20 protein-coding genes are annotated in these 20,646 nt (G+C 52.0%); 3 read left to right on the top strand and 17 right to left on the bottom strand.

Going from position 1 to position 20,646, the window contains the following annotated elements:
* Positions 1 to 105 precede the first annotated feature (105 nt).
* Together qseE and purL are read right to left on the bottom strand one after the other, a co-directional pair.
* A complete protein-coding gene (qseE, locus tag ACJHW7_RS04110; protein WP_001297612.1) occupies positions 106 to 1,533 on the bottom strand; it encodes a two component system sensor histidine kinase QseE/GlrK in 1,428 nt (475 codons plus the stop codon).
* A gap of 575 nt (positions 1,534 to 2,108) precedes the next feature.
* Entirely contained in the window at positions 2,109 to 5,996 is a 3,888-nt protein-coding gene (gene purL, locus ACJHW7_RS04105; protein WP_000970087.1) for a phosphoribosylformylglycinamidine synthase, read from the bottom strand.
* Between the two features lie 257 nt (positions 5,997 to 6,253).
* Here purL and mltF point away from each other — a divergent pair, with 257 nt between their 5' ends.
* Positions 6,254 to 7,810: a membrane-bound lytic murein transglycosylase MltF gene (gene mltF / locus ACJHW7_RS04100; RefSeq protein WP_021557092.1), complete on the top strand. Its 1,557-nt coding sequence runs from the start codon at positions 6,254 to 6,256 to the stop codon at positions 7,808 to 7,810.
* Here the strand turns inward: mltF and tadA are convergent.
* A complete protein-coding gene (tadA, locus tag ACJHW7_RS04095; RefSeq protein WP_001301544.1) occupies positions 7,807 to 8,310 on the bottom strand; it encodes a tRNA adenosine(34) deaminase TadA in 504 nt (167 codons plus the stop codon). The genes mltF and tadA overlap by 4 nt on opposite strands.
* A 57-nt stretch (positions 8,311 to 8,367) precedes the next feature.
* Positions 8,368 to 9,003, bottom strand: coding sequence for a phosphatidylglycerophosphatase C (gene yfhb / locus ACJHW7_RS04090; RefSeq protein WP_000190644.1), 636 nt, complete (start codon positions 9,001 to 9,003; stop codon positions 8,368 to 8,370).
* Between the two features lie 208 nt (positions 9,004 to 9,211).
* On the opposite strand from yfhb, the gene ACJHW7_RS04085 reads away from it, so the two are divergent.
* Both ACJHW7_RS04085 and yfhL read left to right on the top strand, forming a co-directional pair.
* Complete coding sequence (locus tag ACJHW7_RS04085; protein WP_001013779.1) at positions 9,212 to 10,060, top strand: MurR/RpiR family transcriptional regulator; 849 nt, start codon at positions 9,212 to 9,214, stop codon at positions 10,058 to 10,060.
* A 55-nt stretch (positions 10,061 to 10,115) separates the two neighbouring features.
* Positions 10,116 to 10,376 carry a 4Fe-4S dicluster ferredoxin YfhL gene (yfhL, locus tag ACJHW7_RS04080; RefSeq protein ID WP_001196285.1) on the top strand — a complete coding sequence of 87 codons (261 nt, stop codon included), beginning with the start codon at positions 10,116 to 10,118 and terminating at the stop codon, positions 10,374 to 10,376.
* 194 nt (positions 10,377 to 10,570) lie between these two features.
* On the opposite strand, the gene shoB is transcribed toward yfhL, so the two are convergent.
* From shoB to rseD, 13 genes are all read right to left on the bottom strand, one after another.
* Positions 10,571 to 10,651: a type I toxin-antitoxin system toxin ShoB gene (shoB, locus tag ACJHW7_RS04075; RefSeq protein WP_000128773.1), complete on the bottom strand. Its 81-nt coding sequence runs from the start codon at positions 10,649 to 10,651 to the stop codon at positions 10,571 to 10,573.
* 420 nt (positions 10,652 to 11,071) lie between these two features.
* Positions 11,072 to 11,452, bottom strand: coding sequence for a holo-ACP synthase (gene acpS / locus ACJHW7_RS04070; RefSeq protein ID WP_000986037.1), 381 nt, complete (start codon positions 11,450 to 11,452; stop codon positions 11,072 to 11,074).
* Positions 11,452 to 12,183 carry a pyridoxine 5'-phosphate synthase gene (gene pdxJ, locus ACJHW7_RS04065; protein WP_001307950.1) on the bottom strand — a complete coding sequence of 244 codons (732 nt, stop codon included), beginning with the start codon at positions 12,181 to 12,183 and terminating at the stop codon, positions 11,452 to 11,454. The genes acpS and pdxJ overlap by 1 nt, the downstream gene beginning before the upstream one ends.
* Before the next feature lie 11 nt (positions 12,184 to 12,194).
* Positions 12,195 to 12,923, bottom strand: coding sequence for a DNA repair protein RecO (recO, locus tag ACJHW7_RS04060; RefSeq protein ID WP_000399404.1), 729 nt, complete (start codon positions 12,921 to 12,923; stop codon positions 12,195 to 12,197).
* Positions 12,924 to 12,934: 11 nt separating this feature from the next.
* Positions 12,935 to 13,840, bottom strand: coding sequence for a GTPase Era (era, locus tag ACJHW7_RS04055; protein WP_000020749.1), 906 nt, complete (start codon positions 13,838 to 13,840; stop codon positions 12,935 to 12,937).
* Positions 13,837 to 14,517, bottom strand: a complete 681-nt coding sequence (rnc, locus tag ACJHW7_RS04050; protein ID WP_001068343.1) for a ribonuclease III — start codon at positions 14,515 to 14,517, stop codon at positions 13,837 to 13,839. Before rnc ends, era begins: the two co-directional genes overlap by 4 nt.
* 272 nt (positions 14,518 to 14,789) lie before the next feature.
* Positions 14,790 to 15,764: a signal peptidase I gene (gene lepB / locus ACJHW7_RS04045; protein ID WP_000002542.1), complete on the bottom strand. Its 975-nt coding sequence runs from the start codon at positions 15,762 to 15,764 to the stop codon at positions 14,790 to 14,792.
* Positions 15,765 to 15,779: 15 nt separating this feature from the next.
* Entirely contained in the window at positions 15,780 to 17,579 is a 1,800-nt protein-coding gene (gene lepA / locus ACJHW7_RS04040; protein WP_000790168.1) for a translation elongation factor 4, read from the bottom strand.
* A gap of 197 nt (positions 17,580 to 17,776) precedes the next feature.
* On the bottom strand, positions 17,777 to 18,256 hold the full coding sequence (rseC, locus tag ACJHW7_RS04035) for a SoxR-reducing system protein RseC (protein ID WP_000589072.1): 480 nt from the start codon (positions 18,254 to 18,256) through the stop codon (positions 17,777 to 17,779).
* Positions 18,253 to 19,209, bottom strand: a complete 957-nt coding sequence (gene rseB, locus ACJHW7_RS04030) for a sigma-E factor regulatory protein RseB (protein WP_000812053.1) — start codon at positions 19,207 to 19,209, stop codon at positions 18,253 to 18,255. The genes rseC and rseB overlap by 4 nt, the downstream gene beginning before the upstream one ends.
* A complete protein-coding gene (gene rseA, locus ACJHW7_RS04025; protein ID WP_001168459.1) occupies positions 19,209 to 19,859 on the bottom strand; it encodes an anti-sigma-E factor RseA in 651 nt (216 codons plus the stop codon). Before rseA ends, rseB begins: the two co-directional genes overlap by 1 nt.
* 32 nt (positions 19,860 to 19,891) lie before the next feature.
* Positions 19,892 to 20,467, bottom strand: a complete 576-nt coding sequence (gene rpoE / locus ACJHW7_RS04020) for an RNA polymerase sigma factor RpoE (RefSeq protein ID WP_001295364.1) — start codon at positions 20,465 to 20,467, stop codon at positions 19,892 to 19,894.
* Positions 20,464 to 20,619 carry a rpoE leader peptide RseD gene (rseD, locus tag ACJHW7_RS04015; protein ID WP_001303621.1) on the bottom strand — a complete coding sequence of 52 codons (156 nt, stop codon included), beginning with the start codon at positions 20,617 to 20,619 and terminating at the stop codon, positions 20,464 to 20,466. Before rseD ends, rpoE begins: the two co-directional genes overlap by 4 nt.
* Positions 20,620 to 20,646: the final 27 nt, after the last annotated feature.

The raw sequence follows: 20,646 nt of genomic DNA, 5'->3' as shown, positions 1-20,646 counted from the left end.
GACAGCGCGGAGAAACCGGAGCGTACACGTCGTACGTGAGGATTTCGAGCACTGCCCGGGGCCGAACTGGCAAATAAAATAGCCTGATGGGATAGGCTGTTAGTATTATTTCGTGTTTTTCGACGACGGTAATTCAATGCGGAAACAAACGTCTTGCCCGCTCTCGTCGACCAGATACAGTTCCCCTTGCATACGGCGAATACAATCCCTGGCAATGCTTAATCCCAGACCGCTGCCCTTCACCGCCCCTTTTCGCTGGTGGCTTCCCTGAAAAAAGGGTTCGAAGATCATGGCGCGTTCCTCTTGCGGAATGGGCGTGCCTGTATTGATGACATCAATATAAACCCGCGCACCATGTAAACTGCTGCGAAGGCAAATGTTACCGGATTCAGCCCCGTAGTGCACCGCATTGGAGTAAAGATTATCCAGTACGCTCATCAGCAGCATTGGCTCCGCCAGGCAAGCTGTTGCTTTGAGATCGACGTCGGTATGCATCATTTTAGCCCGTGCGGGCAGGCTATGAGCAGAAACTACTGTCTCCACCAGCGGTGCTAACTCAACATTCTCCAGTTCCACCGCACTGTCCGCCTGTTTACGGTTGTAATCAAGCAGTTGTTCGATCAGCTTTTGCAAATTGCGGCTGCTGCTATCAAGAATGCTCACCACCTCTTTTTGCTCTGGCGTAAGCGGCCCGACAACCTGGTCAGCCAGTAATTCAGTGCCCTCGCGCATACTCGCCAGTGGCGTTTTTAATTCATGAGATAAATGTCTTAAAAATTGATGGCGTTGGGATTCCAGCCATGACAGGCGCTCACTTAACCAAAGAATACGTTGCCCAACCGAGCGTAACTCGCTCGGTCCACTGAACGAGACGCTATTGCCCAGTGAACGCCCTTCCCCCAACCGGTTGATCATCCTCTCGATATTTTTCACCGGACCGATAATCATCCGCGTGAAAAGTAGCACCATCACCAGACTCACCAGAAATAGCACCAGCGATTGCCAACCAAAATATTGCCCACGTTCGGCGATTTCACGCTGAAGTTGCTGCCCACGAGAGAACACCACGGTGCGCGTGGCCTGCACCATTTCGGTATTGGCACTGGCAAAGGCTTCAAGACGCGCGGCGGCAGCAGCATCGGGACCACTGTTGTTACACTGAAGTTGGGCCAGATTGTTCAAGTCCTGACGCAATGCCTGGTAAAGTTTATCGTCAGGCAGCACGCCTGCGTGAGCATCGAGCATTTCGCTGTAACGCTTGCGCTGGCTTTGATAAACCTTCGCAAGCGTAGGGTCGTCCAGCACGCAATACTGACGGTAGCTGCGCTCCATCTCCAGTGCCGCGTTGGTCATCGCTTCACTGCGCCGGGCATCAATAAGCGTAGTGCGGTTAACCAGCGCCGCCTGATCGCTAAGCGCATTCAGGCTTTGCCAGGCTTGCCATGCCAGCACCAACAGGGGTAGCAGAATCAGCAAAAATGCCAGCATTACCAGTTGTCGTAATGAGCGGGGAAAAACGGGCCAGCGTTTCAAGGTGTTACTCTCGTCAGACGCGAATAGCCTGATGCTAACCGAGGGGAAGTTCAGATACAACAAAGCCGGGAATTACCCGGCTTTGTTATGGAATAAGGCGGTGCCTAACTCGACGTTTCGCCCGATGGTTGATATAGCTACGCTGATATCAGAAGTTGGACGGCAGGCACCTTGTTGTGCGTCATTCGAATTTTATGTAGCACGTACCGAAGGGGCTGACATAAGTCGGTGAATGAGCCACTGGTTACTATTATGCAGTAACTGTGCCAATAAAGAAAATAGTTTGGTAACGTACTGATTATACGTTGCTTTGAGGGGTTTATGGCTTCCCCGCTATTTGAATGTAAATCAGCCACTGTGTCGCTAAAAAGAGACAACTTAAGAAAAACTTATTAGATGACATTAAAATCAATGAGTTAAATGTCACCAAAAAGCGACACAGCAAACCACCCATTGTCGTGATTTACAGACACAAAAAAGCTCCCTGAGTTGGGAGCTTATAATAGCGGTTGGTATTTAATGCCGGATGCGGCGTGAATGCCTCATCCGGGCTGCAAAACCAATGGGCTGATGACTTACCCCAACTGCTTACGTGCATTGCGGAAAATGCGCATCCATGGGCCATCCTCGCCCCAGTTTTCCGGATGCCAGGAGTTGCTGACAGTACGGAAAACACGTTCCGGGTGCGGCATCATAATGGTGACTCGACCGCTTTCAGTCGTGACCGCCGTAATACCGTTCGGAGAACCGTTCGGGTTAGCCGGGTAGGTTTCAGTGACTTTGCCGAAGTTATCGACATAGCGCAGTGCCACCAGCCCTTTGCTTTCCAGCGCCGCCAGATGCGCCGCATCACGCACTTCCACGCGCCCTTCACCATGAGAGACAGCAATCGGCATTTGCGAGCCCACCATCCCCTGCAACAGCAGCGACGGGCTTTGGGTCACTTCAACCAGGCTGAAACGCGCTTCAAAGCGATCGGAGGTATTGCGCACAAAACGTGGCCACAACTCACTACCTGGGATCAGTTCACGCAGATTAGACATCATCTGGCAACCGTTACATACCCCCAGCGCCAGCGTTTGCGGACGGTGGAAGAAGGTTGCAAACTCATCGCGTACACGGTCATTGAACAGGATAGACTTCGCCCAACCTTCACCGGCACCCAGCACATCACCGTAGGAGAAACCTCCGCACGCGACCAGGGCGTGAAAATCCTCCAGGCCCGTGCGTCCAGCCAGCAGGTCGCTCATATGCACATCGATTGCATCGAAGCCTGCACGGTGGAAGGCTGCCGCCATTTCAACATGTGAGTTCACACCCTGCTCACGCAGCACGGCAACTTTCGGACGTGCGCCAGTGGCAATATACGGTGCTGCCACATCTTCGTTGATATCGAACGACAGTTTCACATTCAGGCCAGGATCGGCGTCGTTTGATTTCGCCTGGTGCTCCTGGTCGGCACACTCCGGGTTGTCACGCAGGCGCTGCATCTGCCAGGTAGTTTCTGCCCACCAGACACGCAACGTAGTGCGGCTTTCGCTGAATACAGTCTGCCCGTTGGCGGTAATCACAAAACGGTCACCGGAAACCGCCTGCCCAACATAATGGACGCAATCCGCAAGCCCATGCTGTGCCAGTACGGACTCGACCGCTTCACGGTCAGCGGCACGAACCTGAATGACCGCACCCAGTTCTTCGTTAAACAACGCCGCCAGGCGATCGTCACCCAGAGTGGCGATATCCGCGTCAATGCCACAATGACCAGCAAAGGCCATTTCCGCCAGCGTTACCAGCAGGCCGCCATCAGAGCGGTCGTGATACGCCAGCAGCTTACGCTGTGCAACCAGCGCCTGAATCGCGTCATAGAAGCCTTTCAGTTGCGCGACATCGCGTACATCTGCCGGTTTGTCGCCAAGCTGACGATAAACCTGCGCCAGCGCCGTTGCGCCCAGCGCGTTATTGCCTTTGCCCAAATCAATCAGCAGCAGTGCGTTATCTTCGGTAGAAAGCTGCGGCGTGATGGTGTGACGTACATCTTCCACGCGGGCAAATGCAGAAATCACCAGCGACAGCGGCGACGTCATTTCGCGCTCTTCGTTACCTTCCTGCCAGCGGGTTTTCATCGACATAGAGTCTTTACCCACCGGGATCGTCAGGCCCAGCGCCGGACAAAGCTCTTCGCCCACGGCTTTAACGGCTTCATACAGGCCCGCATCTTCACCTGGGTGGCCTGCCGCCGCCATCCAGTTGGCGGAAAGTTTAATGCGTTTGATATCGCCAATCTGTGTTGCGGCAATATTGGTTAACGCTTCACCGACCGCCAGACGGGCAGAGGCGGCGAAATCCAGCAGCGCAACCGGCGCACGCTCGCCAATCGCCATCGCTTCACCGTAGTAGCTGTCGAGGCTGGCGGTAGTGACCGCGCAGTTAGCGACTGGCACCTGCCACGGCCCCACCATCTGATCGCGCGCCACCATGCCGGTTACGCTGCGGTCACCGATGGTCACCAGGAAAGTTTTCTCCGCCACGGTCGGCAGATGCAGTACGCGTTTCACCGCGTCTGCAATGGTGATCCCTTCACGGACCAGCGCATCGCCCTTCGCTTTCAGCGTTTGTACATCGCGGGTCATCTTCGGCGTTTTACCAAGCAGGACGTCCAGCGGCAGATCGATCGGCTGATTATCAAAATGACGATCGTGCAGAGAAAGATGCAGTTCTTCGGTCGCTTCACCAATCACCGCGTAGGGTGCGCGCTCACGCTTACACAGTTCGTCAAACAGCGGTAACTGATCGGCAGCAACCGCCAGCACGTAGCGTTCCTGGGATTCGTTACACCAGATTTCCAGCGGGCTCATGCCAGGTTCGTCGCTCAGAATATCGCGCAGTTCGAATTTACCGCCGCGTCCGCCGTCGCTCACCAGCTCCGGCATCGCGTTAGAAAGACCGCCTGCACCAACGTCGTGGATAAACAGGATTGGGTTGGCATCACCAAGCTGCCAGCAACGGTCGATCACTTCCTGGCAGCGACGCTCCATTTCCGGGTTGTCGCGCTGGACGGAAGCAAAGTCGAGGTCGGCATCAGACTGACCTGACGCCATGGAAGACGCCGCTCCGCCGCCAAGACCGATGTTCATTGCCGGGCCGCCGAGAACGACCAGCTTCGCACCGACGTTGATCTCGCCTTTTTGTACGTGATCGGCGCGAATGTTGCCGATCCCGCCCGCCAGCATGATCGGTTTGTGATAACCGCGCAGCTCTTCGCCGTTGTGGCTGTTCACTTTTTCTTCATAAGTACGGAAGTAGCCATTCAGTGCCGGACGACCAAATTCGTTGTTAAACGCCGCGCCGCCCAGCGGGCCTTCGGTCATGATGTCCAGCGCGGTGACAATGCGCTCAGGCTTACCGAAATCTTCTTCCCACGGCTGTTCGAAGCCAGGAATTCGCAGGTTGGAAACGGAGAAACCAACCAAACCCGCTTTCGGCTTCGCGCCGCGCCCGGTGGCACCTTCATCGCGGATTTCACCGCCGGAACCGGTCGCCGCGCCCGGCCACGGAGAAATCGCCGTCGGGTGGTTGTGAGTTTCGACTTTCATCAGAATATGCGCCGGTTCCTGATGGAAATCGTAGCGGCCCGTTTCGTGGTCAGCAAAGTAGCGGCCCACTTCAGAACCTTCCATTACGGCGGCGTTATCTTTATAAGCAGAGAGAACGTGATCTGGCGTGGTTTCGAAAGTATTTTTGATCATCTTGAACAGCGATTTCGGCTGCTGTTCACCGTCGATAATCCAGTCGGCATTAAAAATTTTGTGGCGGCAGTGCTCAGAGTTCGCCTGAGCGAACATATACAGCTCGATGTCGTTCGGGTTACGACCAAGCTTTGTGAAAGCATCCTGCAGATAGTCAATTTCATCTTCCGCCAGAGCCAGGCCAAGACGCAGGTTAGCGTCGATCAGCGCCTGACGGCCCTGCCCCAGCAAATCAACGCTGGTAACCGGAGTCGGTTGATGGTGGGCAAACAACTGCTCTGCATCATCTAAAGCAAAAAAGACCGTTTCCATCATGCGGTCGTGCAGTTCAGCGGTAACCTGCTGCCATTGTTCATTGGTCAGCGTACCGGCTTCTATATAGTAAGCAACGCCGCGCTCAAGGCGGTTTACCTGTTGTAGCCCGCAGTTATGGGCAATATCGGTCGCTTTCGAAGACCAGGGAGAGATGGTGCCAGGACGCGGGGTCACCAGCAGGAGTTTGCCTTGCGGGGCGTGGCTGGCGAGTGCCGGGCCATATTTCAGCAGGCGTTCAAGTTGTGCGTGCTCATCATCGTTTAACGGCGCATTGAGGTCAGCAAAATGGACATACTCGGCGTAAATATTGTGAACCGGGAGCCTGGCAGCCTGAAAACGTGCCAGCAGTTTGTTAATTCGGAATGCCGACAGTGCAGGCGAACCACGCAGAATTTCCATCATAAGTCTCTCGTCTTCTAAGCTTTCGGTGTACCCAAGGGGGGGAAACGGGCGTCATTATAAAGAATCTGATGCGCTGACGAAACCGTTTGCGTGGAAATAAAATCACCATCGTGAATTAGCAACGCGTGCCGCCAATGGCTGTAATAAGTTGCCATCTGGCGCAGGTTTACGCAAAATGCCGCTCATTTATGAGTAAACCTTTCACTATTATTACGTTTTTTCAAGCTGGGACGCGCACGACACAGAGAATTAACTAATTGAAAAAATTAAAGATTAATTATCTGTTCATCGGCATTCTGGCACTGCTGCTCGCGGTCGCTCTCTGGCCATCCATTCCCTGGTTTGGTAAAGCCGACAACCGTATCGCCGCCATTCAAGCGCGGGGAGAGTTGCGTGTGAGCACCATTCATACTCCCCTGACTTATAACGAAATCAACGGGAAACCTTTTGGCCTGGATTACGAACTGGCGAAACAGTTTGCCGATTACCTCGGTGTAAAACTGAAAGTGACCGTGCGGCAGAATATCAGCCAGCTGTTTGACGACCTCGATAATGGTAACGCCGACCTGCTGGCGGCAGGACTTGTCTATAACAGTGAGCGGGTAAAAAATTATCAGCCTGGCCCTACCTATTATTCCGTGTCACAACAACTGGTTTATAAAGTGGGTCAGTATCGCCCACGTACGCTGGGCAACCTGACGGCGGAGCAACTCACCGTTGCACCGGGTCATGTGGTGGTTAACGATCTCCAGACCCTGAAAGAAACAAAATTCCCGGAATTAAGCTGGAAGGTAGACGACAAAAAAGGCTCTGCGGAATTAATGGAAGATGTCATCGAAGGAAAACTCGATTACACCATTGCTGATTCTGTCGCCATCAGCCTGTTTCAGCGCGTTCACCCGGAGCTCGCCGTAGCGCTCGATATCACCGATGAACAACCGGTGACTTGGTTTAGCCCGTTAGATGGCGATAATACCCTTTCCGCCGCCCTGCTCGACTTCTTCAACGAAATGAATGAAGACGGTACGCTGGCACGCATTGAAGAGAAATACCTGGGGCATGGCGATGATTTTGATTACGTCGATACGCGCACATTTTTACGCGCCGTCGATGCGGTACTGCCGCAGTTAAAGCCCCTGTTTGAGAAATACGCCGAAGAAATTGACTGGCGTTTGCTGGCCGCTATTGCTTATCAGGAATCGCACTGGGATGCACAGGCCACTTCACCGACGGGTGTGCGCGGCATGATGATGTTAACCAAAAATACCGCGCAAAGCCTCGGCATTACGGATCGTACCGATGCCGAACAGAGCATCAGCGGTGGCGTGCGTTATTTGCAGGATATGATGAGTAAAGTGCCGGAAAGTGTGCCGGAGAACGAGCGGATCTGGTTTGCCCTCGCTGCGTACAATATGGGCTATGCGCATATGCTGGATGCCCGCGCCCTGACGGCAAAAACCAAAGGGAATCCTGACAGTTGGGCTGACGTAAAACAGCGTCTGCCTTTACTTAGCCAGAAACCCTATTACAGCAAGCTGACTTACGGCTACGCTCGTGGGCATGAAGCCTACGCTTATGTCGAAAATATTCGTAAGTATCAGATTAGCCTGGTGGGTTATCTGCAAGAGAAAGAGAAGCAGGCTACAGAAGCGGCGATGCAACTGGCGCAGAATTATCCGGCGGTATCGCCTACGGAGTTGGGCAAAGAGAAATTTCCTTTTCTCTCGTTTCTTTCCCAGTCGTCATCAAACTATTTGACCCATTCTCCCTCTCTGCTGTTTTCCAGGAAAGGGAGTGAAGAGAAACAAAATTAATCCGTCGAGGATTGCGCTTTTTTCTGCGCTTTAATTTCCTGGCGGCGCATGCGAAAGAAGTCACTGAGCAACGCCGCGCACTCATCCGCCAGTATTCCTTCCGTAATTTCCACTCGGTGATTCATACCCGGATGATGCAGCACATCCATTAAAGATCCCGCAGCGCCAGTTTTCGCGTCACGCGCACCAAAGACCACGCGACCAATGCGACTGTGGATCATCGCTCCGGCACACATTACACATGGTTCAAGCGTGACATACAACGTGGCGTCGATCAGACGATAATTTTGCATCACCAGACCGCCCTGCCTCAGGGCCATGATTTCTGCATGTGCGGTGGGATCATGTCGACCAATCGGACGGTTCCAGCCTTCGCCAATAACACGATTGTTATGCACTAATACCGCGCCGACCGGTACTTCCCGCTCATCCCAGGCACGCTTCGCCAGCGTCATTGCATGACGCATCCAGTATTCGTGGCTAAATTCGACTTCAGACAAAAAGAAAACTCCGGTTATAAAAGCGCGGCGCATTATACACGGACGCTATGCTTTACTCTATTCCAGTTGCTGGAGTTCACCGCGCGGGGTTACTCGCCAACGATGCTGACAGAAATAAAGCAGCGGATTGTCCTGATTACTGTCGCTATAGCCACTGTACAGCCGCAGCGGCGTGCCGATTTTGCGCTCCAGTTGTGCGACCTTTTCATGTCCCAGACAACGCATCGTCAATACCCAACCACCATAGCCACGCTGAATTTGGCTGGCGATAAGATTAACCCGCGGCAGCCAGGGCGTATCGAAATAAACCGCTTCAACCAGCGGCTGCGGAGAGCCGGTAATCAACCAGATATCAGCATCGGAACTTAACAGGTAGGTGGTTAATCGCTCCTGAACCAGCGGAAAGGCGGTAACATTGTCACGAAACCAGCGTACGAAATCGGCCTGCAACGCCTGCAAACGCGCTTCATTGTGACCAAAAGTGCATCCCCACAGAAGCAGACTCATCGGCCAGCGTGCCGCACGACCTTTTATCAATAACGCAATGGCTATGATCGGCAACAACGGCAGGACAAGTAACGCATTCAGCGGCTGGCGACGCAGTAAATAACGCAAAAAACTGCCGAACATATCCTGCTGATGCAATGTTCCATCTAAGTCAAAAAACACCACACGACGCTCGTGAGTTGCCAAACCATACTCCTCTGGACTGAAACATCCTGATTAATTTTCGCTACTACATAGCCTAACAGATAGATCATCACTTTTCCGGCAACAATCGACCGCATCATGGCTAACTGGAATTTTTAATTCATGGCAATTAGCGGCAATGGAATATAAAATTCACTCGCGTGTGTCTCATATTGCCTGTTGTCGCCACTATTTCATCGCGAGGAAAGATATGAACGGCTTACTTCGTATCCGTCAGCGTTACCAGGGGCTTGCCCAGAGTGATAAAAAACTGGCGGATTATCTGCTGCTACAACCTGATACGGCGCGCCATTTAAGCTCTCAGCAACTGGCCAACGAAGCCGGAGTCAGTCAGTCCAGCGTCGTGAAGTTCGCGCAAAAACTCGGCTATAAAGGTTTTCCGGCGCTTAAGTTGGCGTTGAGTGAAGCGCTGGCAAGCCAGCCGGAATCGCCCTCCGTGCCCATTCATAACCAAATCCGCGGTGATGATCCGTTACGGCTGGTCGGCGAAAAACTGATTAAAGAAAATACTGCCGCTATGTACGCAACGCTAAACGTTAATAGTGAAGAGAAACTGCATGAATGCGTAACAATGTTGCGCTCTGCGCGGCGGATAATTCTGACCGGTATTGGCGCTTCGGGTCTGGTGGCGCAAAACTTTGCCTGGAAGCTGATGAAGATTGGCTTCAATGCTGCCGCAGTGCGCGATATGCATGCGCTACTCGCTACCGTACAGGCGTCGTCCCCTGACGATCTGTTATTAGCCATTTCTTACACCGGTGTACGACGCGAGTTAAACCTGGCGGCAGATGAGATGCTGCGAGTGGGCGGAAAAGTGCTGGCGATTACCGGCTTTACTCCCAATGCCCTGCAACAGCGTGCTTCTCATTGCCTGTATACCATTGCCGAAGAACAAGCGACAAACAGTGCTTCAATCTCTGCTTGTCACGCGCAGGGAATGTTAACGGATTTGCTGTTCATTGCGCTGATTCAGCAGGATCTGGAACTGGCACCAGAACGTATTCGTCATAGTGAAGCGCTGGTGAAAAAACTGGTCTGAGTAAAGAATGCGCGTATAATGCCCGCCCGGTTTGTGTTGTTTTGAGAGTTTCCTTATGGCGCTGTTAATCACTAAAAAATGCATCAATTGTGATATGTGTGAACCCGAATGCCCGAATGAGGCGATTTCAATGGGAGATCATATCTATGAGATTAACAGCGATAAGTGTACCGAATGCGTAGGGCACTACGAGACACCAACCTGCCAGAAGGTGTGCCCGATCCCCAATACTATTGTGAAAGATCCGCAACATGTCGAGACAGAAGAACAGTTGTGGGATAAATTTGTGCTGATGCACCACGCGGATAAAATTTAATATTCTGCTCCTGAAGTAGAGTATTAATTATTTTATAGGGAAACCTTAACGCTATTATATTTATTTAATTGATGATTATTAGCATAAACATTCACTAAGTTAATTTATATAGTATCTGCCCAGACACTTATTTATAGTTATTAAAGGTGCGTCCGACTGGTTCACCGGACGCACCTTAAGTACGTTTCCTTGTGTTATAAGAACAGAAGGATCAGCTGTAAAACAGCAATGATGATTTTGATGGCCCGTTTAATAAGGTATCGGCAATCAGTCATTCGTTTTTCCTTAAACAAGGAATGCAGCCGTTCAGATTAGCCCTTACATCTCCCCAAAACTGAACGTGCGAGTTATTGAGGGTGCATGCTGCACTCCACACCAGAGCTTTGACGACACCACTCGTTTCAATGGGGGAATTCTGTGGCATGGTGTAAAGCACAGCAAAATCGCCAATAACGAAACCAATTTTAATGTACTTACGAATTGGCGGTCACGTTAATCTTGCCATCAATATCGCTTTCTTCGTAAAGGCTCGAGTTTTTATGATAAAGATTGCAAGTTGCTTGTAAAAGATAACTACCCTGATCCATAATCGCTGTTGTTGAGGGTGCGTGCTGCACTAAATTAAAGTTACAAAGTAAAACCCCCGTTCCTTACCAGTTCGGGGGTTTTACTTTTTAAAGAGAACGGTATTATTTTTAACTTTCAATAATTACCGTGGCGCAAGCATAGTGGCGCTCATCGGCCAGCGTCACATGCATATTTGCAACGCCCAGCTTTTCCGCCAGTTTTAATGCCTCGCCCCACAGTCGCAGCCGTGGCTTACCAAGCTCATCGTTAAATACTTCAAACTGATTAAACGCCAGACCATTGCGGATCCCGGTGCCAAACGCTTTTGCTGCGGCTTCTTTTACGGCAAAGCGTTTCGCCAGAAAACGCACCGGCTGGTGGTGCGTTTTCCAAATTTCCCATTCGTTATCGCTTAATACGCGGCGTGCCAGGCGCTCACCGGATCGGGCGATCACTGCTTCTATGCGAGCGATCTCGACGATATCCGTGCCTAAACCTAATATTGCCATTAGCCACGCGCTTCCAGCATCAGGCGCTTCATTTCTGCCACCGCATCTTTCAGTCCGGTCATCACTGCACGACCAATAATGGCATGACCGATATTCAGTTCGTGCATCTCAGGAATGGCGGCAATGGCTTTTACGTTGTGATAGGTCAGACCGTGTCCGGCGTTAACTTTCAAACCGAGACTAGCGGCAAAGGTCGCGGCTTTGGCGATACGCGCCAGCTCTTGCGCCTGTTCGGCGTCAGTTTTGGCATCAGCATAGCAACCGGTGTGGATCTCGATAAACGGTGCGCCAACCTCTGCCGCAGCTTTGATCTGCTCTTCATCGGCGTCGATAAACAGAGAAACCTGAATCCCGGCATCCGCCAGACGTTTGCAGGCATTGCGCATTTTTTCACGCTGCCCTGCAACGTCCAGGCCGCCTTCGGTTGTTACTTCCTGACGCTTTTCTGGTACCAGGCAGCAAAAATGCGGCTTCGTCTCAACCGCGATCGCCAGCATCTCTTCGGTCACCGCCATCTCCAGATTCATGCGGGTATCCAGCGTCTGACGCAGGATGCGCACATCGCGGTCAGTAATGTGGCGGCGATCTTCACGTAAATGCACGGTAATGCCGTCCGCCCCCGCCTGCTCGGCAATAAACGCGGCCTGCACCGGATCCGGGTAAGCGGTACCGCGCGCGTTGCGCAGCGTAGCGATATGGTCAATGTTGACGCCTAACAGTAATTCAGCCATGACAATCCTCATCATTCATAATGTGTTTTCACCGTTCGCTTAGGCATAAATTGCCGGAACAGTTCCCTGCTCTTTAAAGGTTTACCGCCAAGATACGGCTTAAGCGCCATGCGGGTAAAGCGTTTCGCGGCGCGCAGTGTGTCTGCGTCAGGAAATTCCCGTGCGTTTAACGCTTTTAACTGCCTTCCGGTGAACGTTTTATTGTCGATAACGACGCTTGCGATAAACCCTTTTTCTTCGCGATAACGATACGTCATGGTGTCATCTACCGGCTCGCCGCTACCCGCACAATGGGTAAAATTGACGCCATAACCCAGATGCCCGAGCAGTGCCAGTTCAAAGCGGCGCAGCGCGGGTTCTGGCGTACCAGTGACCCCTGCAAGAGACTGAATGCAGTGCAAGTAATCGAAAAAGAGTTCAGAGAAGCGCGTCTCGTATTCCAGTACGCGGGAGAGAAGTTCGTTGATGTACAGACCGCTGTAAAGCGTGATACCGCTTAATGGCAGCGCCAGCGAGACAGCTTCAGCACTGCGCAGCGTTTTGACTTCGCCACGCCCGCCAAAACGTAGCAAGAGAGGGGTGAAAGGCTGTAATGCACCTTTCAGGGTAGAGCGTTTAGAGCGTGCGCCTTTGGCAACCAGACGCACGCGACCCGATTCCTCCGTGAAGACGTCCAGCATCAGGCTGGTTTCGCTCCACGGGCGACTATGCAGGACAAATGCGCGCTGCCAGCCTTCCATCGGAGTTACTCTTAAAGATCGTCAACGTAACCGAGACTGCGCAGTGCGCGTTCGTCGTCGGCCCAACCGGATTTCACTTTTACCCACAGCTCAAGGTGAACAGGCGCTTCAAACATTTCCTGCATGTCTTTACGCGCTTCAATCCCGATGGTTTTGATCTTGGCCCCTTTGTTGCCAATGACCATCTTCTTCTGCCCTTCACGCTCAACGAGAATCAAACCGTTGATGTCATAACCACCGCGTTCGTTAGAGACGAAACGTTCGATCTCCACGGTCACGGAGTACGGCAGTTCAGCGCCGAGGAAACGCATCAGTTTTTCGCGGATGATTTCAGACGCCATAAAACGCTGTGAGCGATCGGTGATGTAATCTTCCGGGAAGTGATGAGTCGCTTCAGGTAGATGCTTACGCACGATTGCCGCAATAGTGTCAACATTCAGCCCGGTTTCGGCAGAGATTGGCACGATATCGAGGAAGTTCATCTGGCTTGCCAGAAACTGCAGGTGCGGCAGCAGATCGGCTTTCTCCTGCACGTTGTCCACTTTGTTCACCGCGAGGATTACCGGCGCTTTGCCTTCGCGCAGTTTGTTGAGCACCATTTCGTCGTCCGGCGTCCAGCGGGTGCCTTCAACGACAAAAATCACCAGCTCAACATCGCCAATAGAGCTGCTCGCCGCTTTGTTCATCAGGCGGTTAATGGCGCGTTTTTCTTCCATATGCAGGCCCGGTGTATCGACGTAGATCGCCTGATACGCGCCTTCAGTATGGATCCCCACAATGCGGTGACGAGTTGTCTGCGCCTTGCGGGAGGTGATGGAGATTTTCTGCCCCAGCAGTTTGTTCAACAATGTGGATTTGCCAACGTTCGGACGTCCGACGATGGCAATAAATCCGCAGTAACTTTTATCGATGCTCATTCCAGCTCCAGTTTTTTCAACGCCTGTTCGGCGGCAGCCTGCTCAGCCTTACGACGGCTTGAACCTGTGCCAACCACCGGTTCACTCAGGCCGCTGACCTGGCAGTGGATTGTAAATTCCTGATCGTGCGCTTCGCCACGTACCTGGACTACCAGATAAGTCGGCAGCGGCAGATGACGACCCTGCAAATATTCTTGCAAGCGCGTTTTCGGATCTTTTTGTTTATCGCCTGGGCTAATTTCGTCCAGACGAGTTTGATACCAGTTGAGGATTAATTTCTCGACGGTTTGAATATCACTGTCGAGGAATACGCCACCAATTAATGCTTCGACGGTGTCGGCGAGAATTGACTCACGACGAAATCCACCGCTTTTAAGTTCACCTGGTCCTAAACGTAAGCACTCGCCTAACTCAAATTCGCGCGCCAGTTCCGCCAGCGTATTGCCACGGACCAGCGTGGCGCGCATCCGGCTCATATCGCCTTCATCCACACGAGGGAAACGGTGATAAAGCGCATTGGCGATAACGTAGCTCAGAATAGAGTCGCCTAAAAATTCTAAACGCTCGTTATGTTTGCTGCTGGCACTACGATGAGTTAATGCCTGCTGCAACAGTTCCTGATGATTAAAAGTGTAGCCCAGCTTCCGTTGAAGCCGATTAATTACGATGGGGTTCATGCGATACCAATAAATAAATGCGTCAACAATTCAGCACACGAAACAGACCTGATATACATGGCTCTGCTAACTGCTTCGCTGCAGTTTCAGTTTAGCGGTATATGGGGACCAACGCTGTTTCGTGTGCCGTGGCAACCTGGAGGTGCCAACCTTAAACTTCGGGGGAATATTCTATACACAACGACGGGGGATGTCGTTAGCCACGGGAGATTTATCTCATAAATAATTCACGTTGTCGCCATAACGGCGACAACGTGAACGAAGATGAGCTATTAATGGATGCCGCCAATGCGACTTAAGCGCACACCTGTCGGCCATTCGCCTTCTTGCTTATCGAAGCTCATCCAGATAGCCGTTGCCCGACCGACCAGATTCGCTTCAGGCACAAAGCCCCAGTAACGGCTGTCCGCGCTGTTGTCGCGGTTGTCGCCCATCATGAAGTATTGTCCCGGAGGAACAATCCAGGTTGCCAGTTGTTGCCCTGGCTGCTGGTAATACATCCCCACCTGATCCTGCGCAATCGGCACTGTCAGAATGCGGTGCGTCACATCACCCAGTGTCTCTTTACGCTCGGAAAGACGAATTCCATTTTCTTTGGTTTCGTTTTTCGGCACTTCAAAGAATCCGCTGGTCGCTTCCCCACCATTACGGCGTGAGAAGGTCTGAACGAAATCGCTCGGTTCCACGTTTGAGTAGGTGACCGGCAGCGCGTTTTCACACGCCTGGCCGGAACTGCATCCCGGTTGAATCGTCAGCTCTTTTGAGACCGGATCGTAAGTGACTTTATCGCCCGGTAAACCCACCGCGCGCTTGATGTAATCAAGCTTTGGATCTTCCGGATATTTAAAGACCACGATATCGCCGCGTTTCGGATGACCGGTTTCGATCAGCGTTTTCTGGTAGATAGGATCTTTAATGCCATAAGCAAACTTCTCTACCAGAATAAAATCACCGATTAACAGAGTCGGCATCATCGAACCTGACGGAATCTGGAACGGTTCATAAATAAACGAACGCACAATCAATACGATAGCCAGTACCGGAAAAACAGAAGCACCGGTTTCCAGCCAGCCAGGCTTCGGCGCAACCTTTTTCAACGTTGCTTTATCCAGTGAGTCACCGGCAGCCGCCTGCGCCGCTGCCTGACGTTCCCGCCGTTTAGGTGCGAAAAAGAATTTATCCACGCACCATAAAATGCCCGTCACCAGTGTGGCAATCACCAGAATCAGGGCAAACATATTCGCCATGCCAACTCCTAAGGGTTATTTGTTGTCTTTGCCGACGTGCAGAATGGCGAGGAACGCTTCCTGCGGCAGCTCGACGTTACCGATCTGCTTCATGCGTTTCTTACCTTCTTTCTGCTTCTGCAGCAGCTTTTTCTTACGGCTGATATCGCCGCCATAACATTTAGCCAGTACGTTTTTACGCAGCTGTTTCACGGTGGATCGCGCAATAATGTGCGTACCAATCGCTGCCTGAATGGCGATATCAAACTGCTGGCGTGGGATCAGATCTTTCATCTTCTCCACCAACTCGCGACCGCGGTTTTGCGAATTATCACGGTGGGTGATCAACGCCAGCGCATCAACACGTTCACCGTTGATTAATACGTCTACACGTACCATGTCGGACGCCTGGAAGCGTTTGAAGTTGTAATCCAGAGACGCATAACCACGCGAGGTAGATTTCAGGCGATCGAAGAAGTCGAGCACCACTTCCGCCATCGGGATCTCGTACGTCAGCGCCACCTGATTACCGTGGTAAACCATATTGGTCTGCACGCCGCGTTTTTCTACGCACAGCGTAATAACGTTGCCGAGATATGCCTGCGGCAGCAGCATGTGACACTCTGCAATCGGCTCGCGCAGTTCGTAAATGTTATTTACCGCAGGCAGCTTGGATGGGCTGTCGACGTAGATAACTTCCCTTGACGTGGTTTCAACTTCATACACTACGGTCGGCGCAGTGGTGATCAGATCCAGATCGTATTCACGTTCCAGACGCTCCTGGATGATCTCCATGTGCAGCAGGCCAAGGAAGCCGCAGCGGAAACCAAAGCCCAGCGCGCTGGAGCTTTCCGGCTCATAGAACAGTGAGGCATCGTTCAGGCTGAGTTTACCCAGCGCGTCACGGAAGGCTTCATAGTCGTCGGAACTTACCGGGAACAGACCGGCGTATACCTGCGGTTTGACTTTCTTAAAGCCAGGCAGCGCCTTTTCTGCCGGATTACGCGCCAGCGTTAAGGTATCGCCGACTGGAGCGCCGTGGATATCTTTAATCGCACATACGAGCCAGCCTACTTCGCCACATTTCAGTTCAGTGCGGTCAACCTGTTTCGGCGTGAAGATGCCAAGACGGTCGGCGTTATAGGTCTGCCCGGTACTCATGACTTTCACTTTGTCGCCCTTACGCAGGGTGCCGTTTTTAATACGGATAAGTGAAACAACGCCCAGGTAGTTGTCGAACCATGAGTCGATAATTAGTGCCTGCAACGGGCCTTCCGGATCGCCTTCCGGCGGCGGAATGTCGCGCACCAGACGTTCGAGAACGTCCTGCACGCCAACGCCGGTTTTCGCTGAACAGCGCACCGCGTCAGTGGCGTCGATGCCGACGATATCTTCAATTTCTTCCGCCACGCGTTCAGGATCGGCTGCCGGCAGGTCAATCTTGTTCAGTACCGGCACCACTTCGAGATCCATTTCCATGGCGGTGTAACAGTTTGCCAGGGTTTGCGCTTCCACGCCCTGCCCGGCGTCGACCACCAGCAATGCACCTTCACAGGCAGCCAGCGAACGGGAAACTTCATAGGAGAAGTCTACGTGGCCCGGGGTGTCGATAAAGTTAAGCTGATAGGTTTCGCCGTCAGACGCTTTGTAGTCCAGCGTCACGCTTTGCGCTTTGATAGTAATGCCACGCTCACGCTCAAGATCCATGGAATCGAGAACCTGCGCCTCCATTTCACGGTCAGACAGGCCACCGCAGATCTGGATAATACGGTCAGACAGCGTCGATTTACCGTGGTCAATGTGAGCTATGATCGAAAAGTTACGTATATTCTTCATAAAGTATGATTATTGTGCCTTAATGCCCGGTTAACCAGGCTTTTAGAAGTCGCTGTTCTGAGCTTAACGTCTGTATTAATAGAAACGCCGCATTCTACACTACAACATTGAGGCGAGGAAATGTTCATACCGTATGGATTGTGGTATCTGGAAACGTCCTCGCATTTGTTATGCAAAATGCAACAAAGCCAGTGAAATCACTGGCTCGCGTCTTCCGAAGATGTTTCAAATCGCACAAGGCCAGGCGGCAATGCCACGCTTAATATGATCGGTTGCCATTCTGCCCGGGCAGCAAACTTACGCGAGTAGCCGCGAGCAATCAGGAACCCGCCAATACCGCCGAGGACCGCACCACATAATGCTGCGACGTCAGAAGCAAAGAGTAGCTGAAATAGCGAAGCGATGAGGAGTAATCCCACCAGCGGCGACATATAAACCAGTAATGCGGAGCTAAGCAGGCTGCCTTCGGCGATCCCCAATTCCACTTTTTGCCCCGGCACTAACGGCTCATCACAGGGTACGACAATGGTATGCGTGGTTTGCGGGCCAAGTTTATTCAACACGCGGCTACCGCAACCGGCGCGTGAAGCGCAGCTGCTGCATGAGGCTTTAACATCACAACTGACCAGCGCCTGCCCGTTTTGCCAGGAGACGACGGTAGCCCACTCTTTGATCATTGCGCTGCCCCGAACTTAATATTCTCGGCAATGCGTTTCGCCGTTTGCGGCGGCAGTTCACCGACAATGGTGATTTCGGCGTTATCACGTACGCTTGTACTGACGGTTCTGCGTCCGGTGCGCAACATCTGATCGGTGCTCGATGGCGTAGCGCGGTTAACGTTTACCGAGAAGCTGAATAATCCGTCGGAATAGAGACGTGATTCGATAGGCATGTTGTCCATCGTCGGTAGCGGACGTCGACTACTGGAAACTTCGCTAAAACCCTGTGGCAACCAGGTTGGCGTCCAGCTGAATTTAGCTTTTTCACCTACAGGAACAGAAAGCAACGGCGGCAAATTTGCCTTCGCCAGCGTCTGCATACTGCTGCTGATATCCTGATTGACGTTAAAAGCAATCACGCGAAATTGTTCCAGCGTTTCACCATCGCGATCAAGAAGATCAACCCGCATCGGTAATTTCGATTCGGTGTCCATCCACACGATGTAGCTGTAGCGTGTGCCATCACGAGCAACCACGCGAATAACTTCACAAAGACGATCAGCAATACGCGTGCGCCCGACGGAGATAAAGTCGTAGTAAGGAGAAAGGCGTTTGAAATCGGTATAGATGAGCGATGGCAGAGAATCAACAATGTAATCGCCATTAAGAGTAAACGGTTCAAGGCCCGGTTCAAAATAGCTGATTTCATTGCCGCGCTGTACCACTTCCCGGCGCGGGCCATCCATTTGCAACAATTGTGCAAGAGGACGGTTATCGAGGCGTGCATGTCGATAACGCAGAGACTCAACACCCTGTTTATTGATGCTGATGAATGACAGCTCGTAATTCAGTGACTGACTGGCCAGGTTCATCTGCTGTAATAACGCCCCGGACGCGGGAGTGGCCGAGGCGTTAGCAGAGAATAACAGGCTACCTGTCACTAATGACATGGCAAACCAAAGTTGCTTCATTACTGCGATTGCGTTCCTAAAGTTTGAATTCCTGGCACCTGTACAGCGGCTTGCTGGGTTTGCGCCTGCTCAAACTGAAGCTGTTCAGAGTGGAGTCGGCGTTGCAGTTCGTAATCCTGCAACATTGCATTAATGCGACGACGCTGCTCCTGTACCTGCTGCTGTTGACCATTATTTGCGGTCGCTTCAGAAGGTACTCCCAGGCTAACCGGGCTGGCTTTACCCATCATCGGCAGTGTATTAAATACCGGTGTTTCGGGCTGCTGGGACGTTTCAGATTGTCCATTATAGTGCTGGACGCCAACGATAACTGCAAGCGATACGCATGCGGCTACGCCCATTTGGGTAAGCTGTGCCGCCCACGGACGTACTTTCTGCCAGAATGGCATTTTCTGCCATTGATGCGGCGCAGGCTGGGCTTCCGGGATCAATGTCGCCGGTTGACGTACTGGCTCTTCTTCAATGGCGGCCATCACGCGTGAAGAGATATCGAAATGGAGCACCTCGGGAGTATCACCCCGCATTGAGTCACGGATTAAGTGATAGCTTTCCCAGGTTTTCTGCATTTCTGGGTTATGAGCCAGTTCGTTAAGCAGCTCACTATCCAGCGTTTCGCCATCCATTAAAGCGGAAAGTTGTTCTTTCTGCATGCCTAATACCCTTATCCAGTATCCCGCTATCGTCAACGCCTGATAAGCGGTTGAACTTTGTTATCAATAGCTTCCCTCGCTCGGAAGATACGTGAACGCACCGTACCTACCGGACAATCCATGATAGCGGCTATCTCTTCATAGCTCAGGCCATCCAGCTCCCGCAAGGTTATTGCCATGCGTAAATCTTCCGGGAGGGACTCAATAGTTCGGAAAACTATCTGTCTCAGTTCTTCTGACAACATTAAGTTCTCAGGGTTCGAAATTTCTTTCAACGCGCCGCCACTTTCGAAGTTTTCAGCTTCAATGGCATCCACATCACTGGAAGGTGGACGACGCCCCTGAGCAACCAGGTAATTTTTCGCTGTATTTACAGCAATCCGATACAGCCATGTATAAAAAGCACTATCTCCCCGGAACGAATCCAGCGCACGATAGGCTTTAATAAAAGCTTCTTGTACCACATCGGGAACATCACCCGACGGCACATAGCGGGAAACCAGACTCGCCACTTTATGCTGATAGCGCACTACCAGTAAGTTAAAGGCTTTCTGATCTCCCTTCTGGACCCGTTCAACCAGGACCTGGTCCGTTAACTGCTCGCTCATCCGAGGTAAAGTCTCCCCAAACCAAATTTCCACGCGCTATCGAAACGCCACTCCATTAGCTGCAATTTGAGCAAGCAAAGGGTTAGAGTGTCTCGTTTTTGTAAAGTTCCGTAACGCATCTGTTTTTGTTTGTCATGCTGTAGACGGATCATTATCTATCATTATAAGTCTACAGAATC

It is taken from the genome of Escherichia sp. WS1152, from assembly GCF_046487665.1.
Taxonomy (GTDB): domain Bacteria; phylum Pseudomonadota; class Gammaproteobacteria; order Enterobacterales; family Enterobacteriaceae; genus Escherichia; species Escherichia coli.
This window is presented reverse-complemented; position numbering and strand designations above follow the sequence as displayed.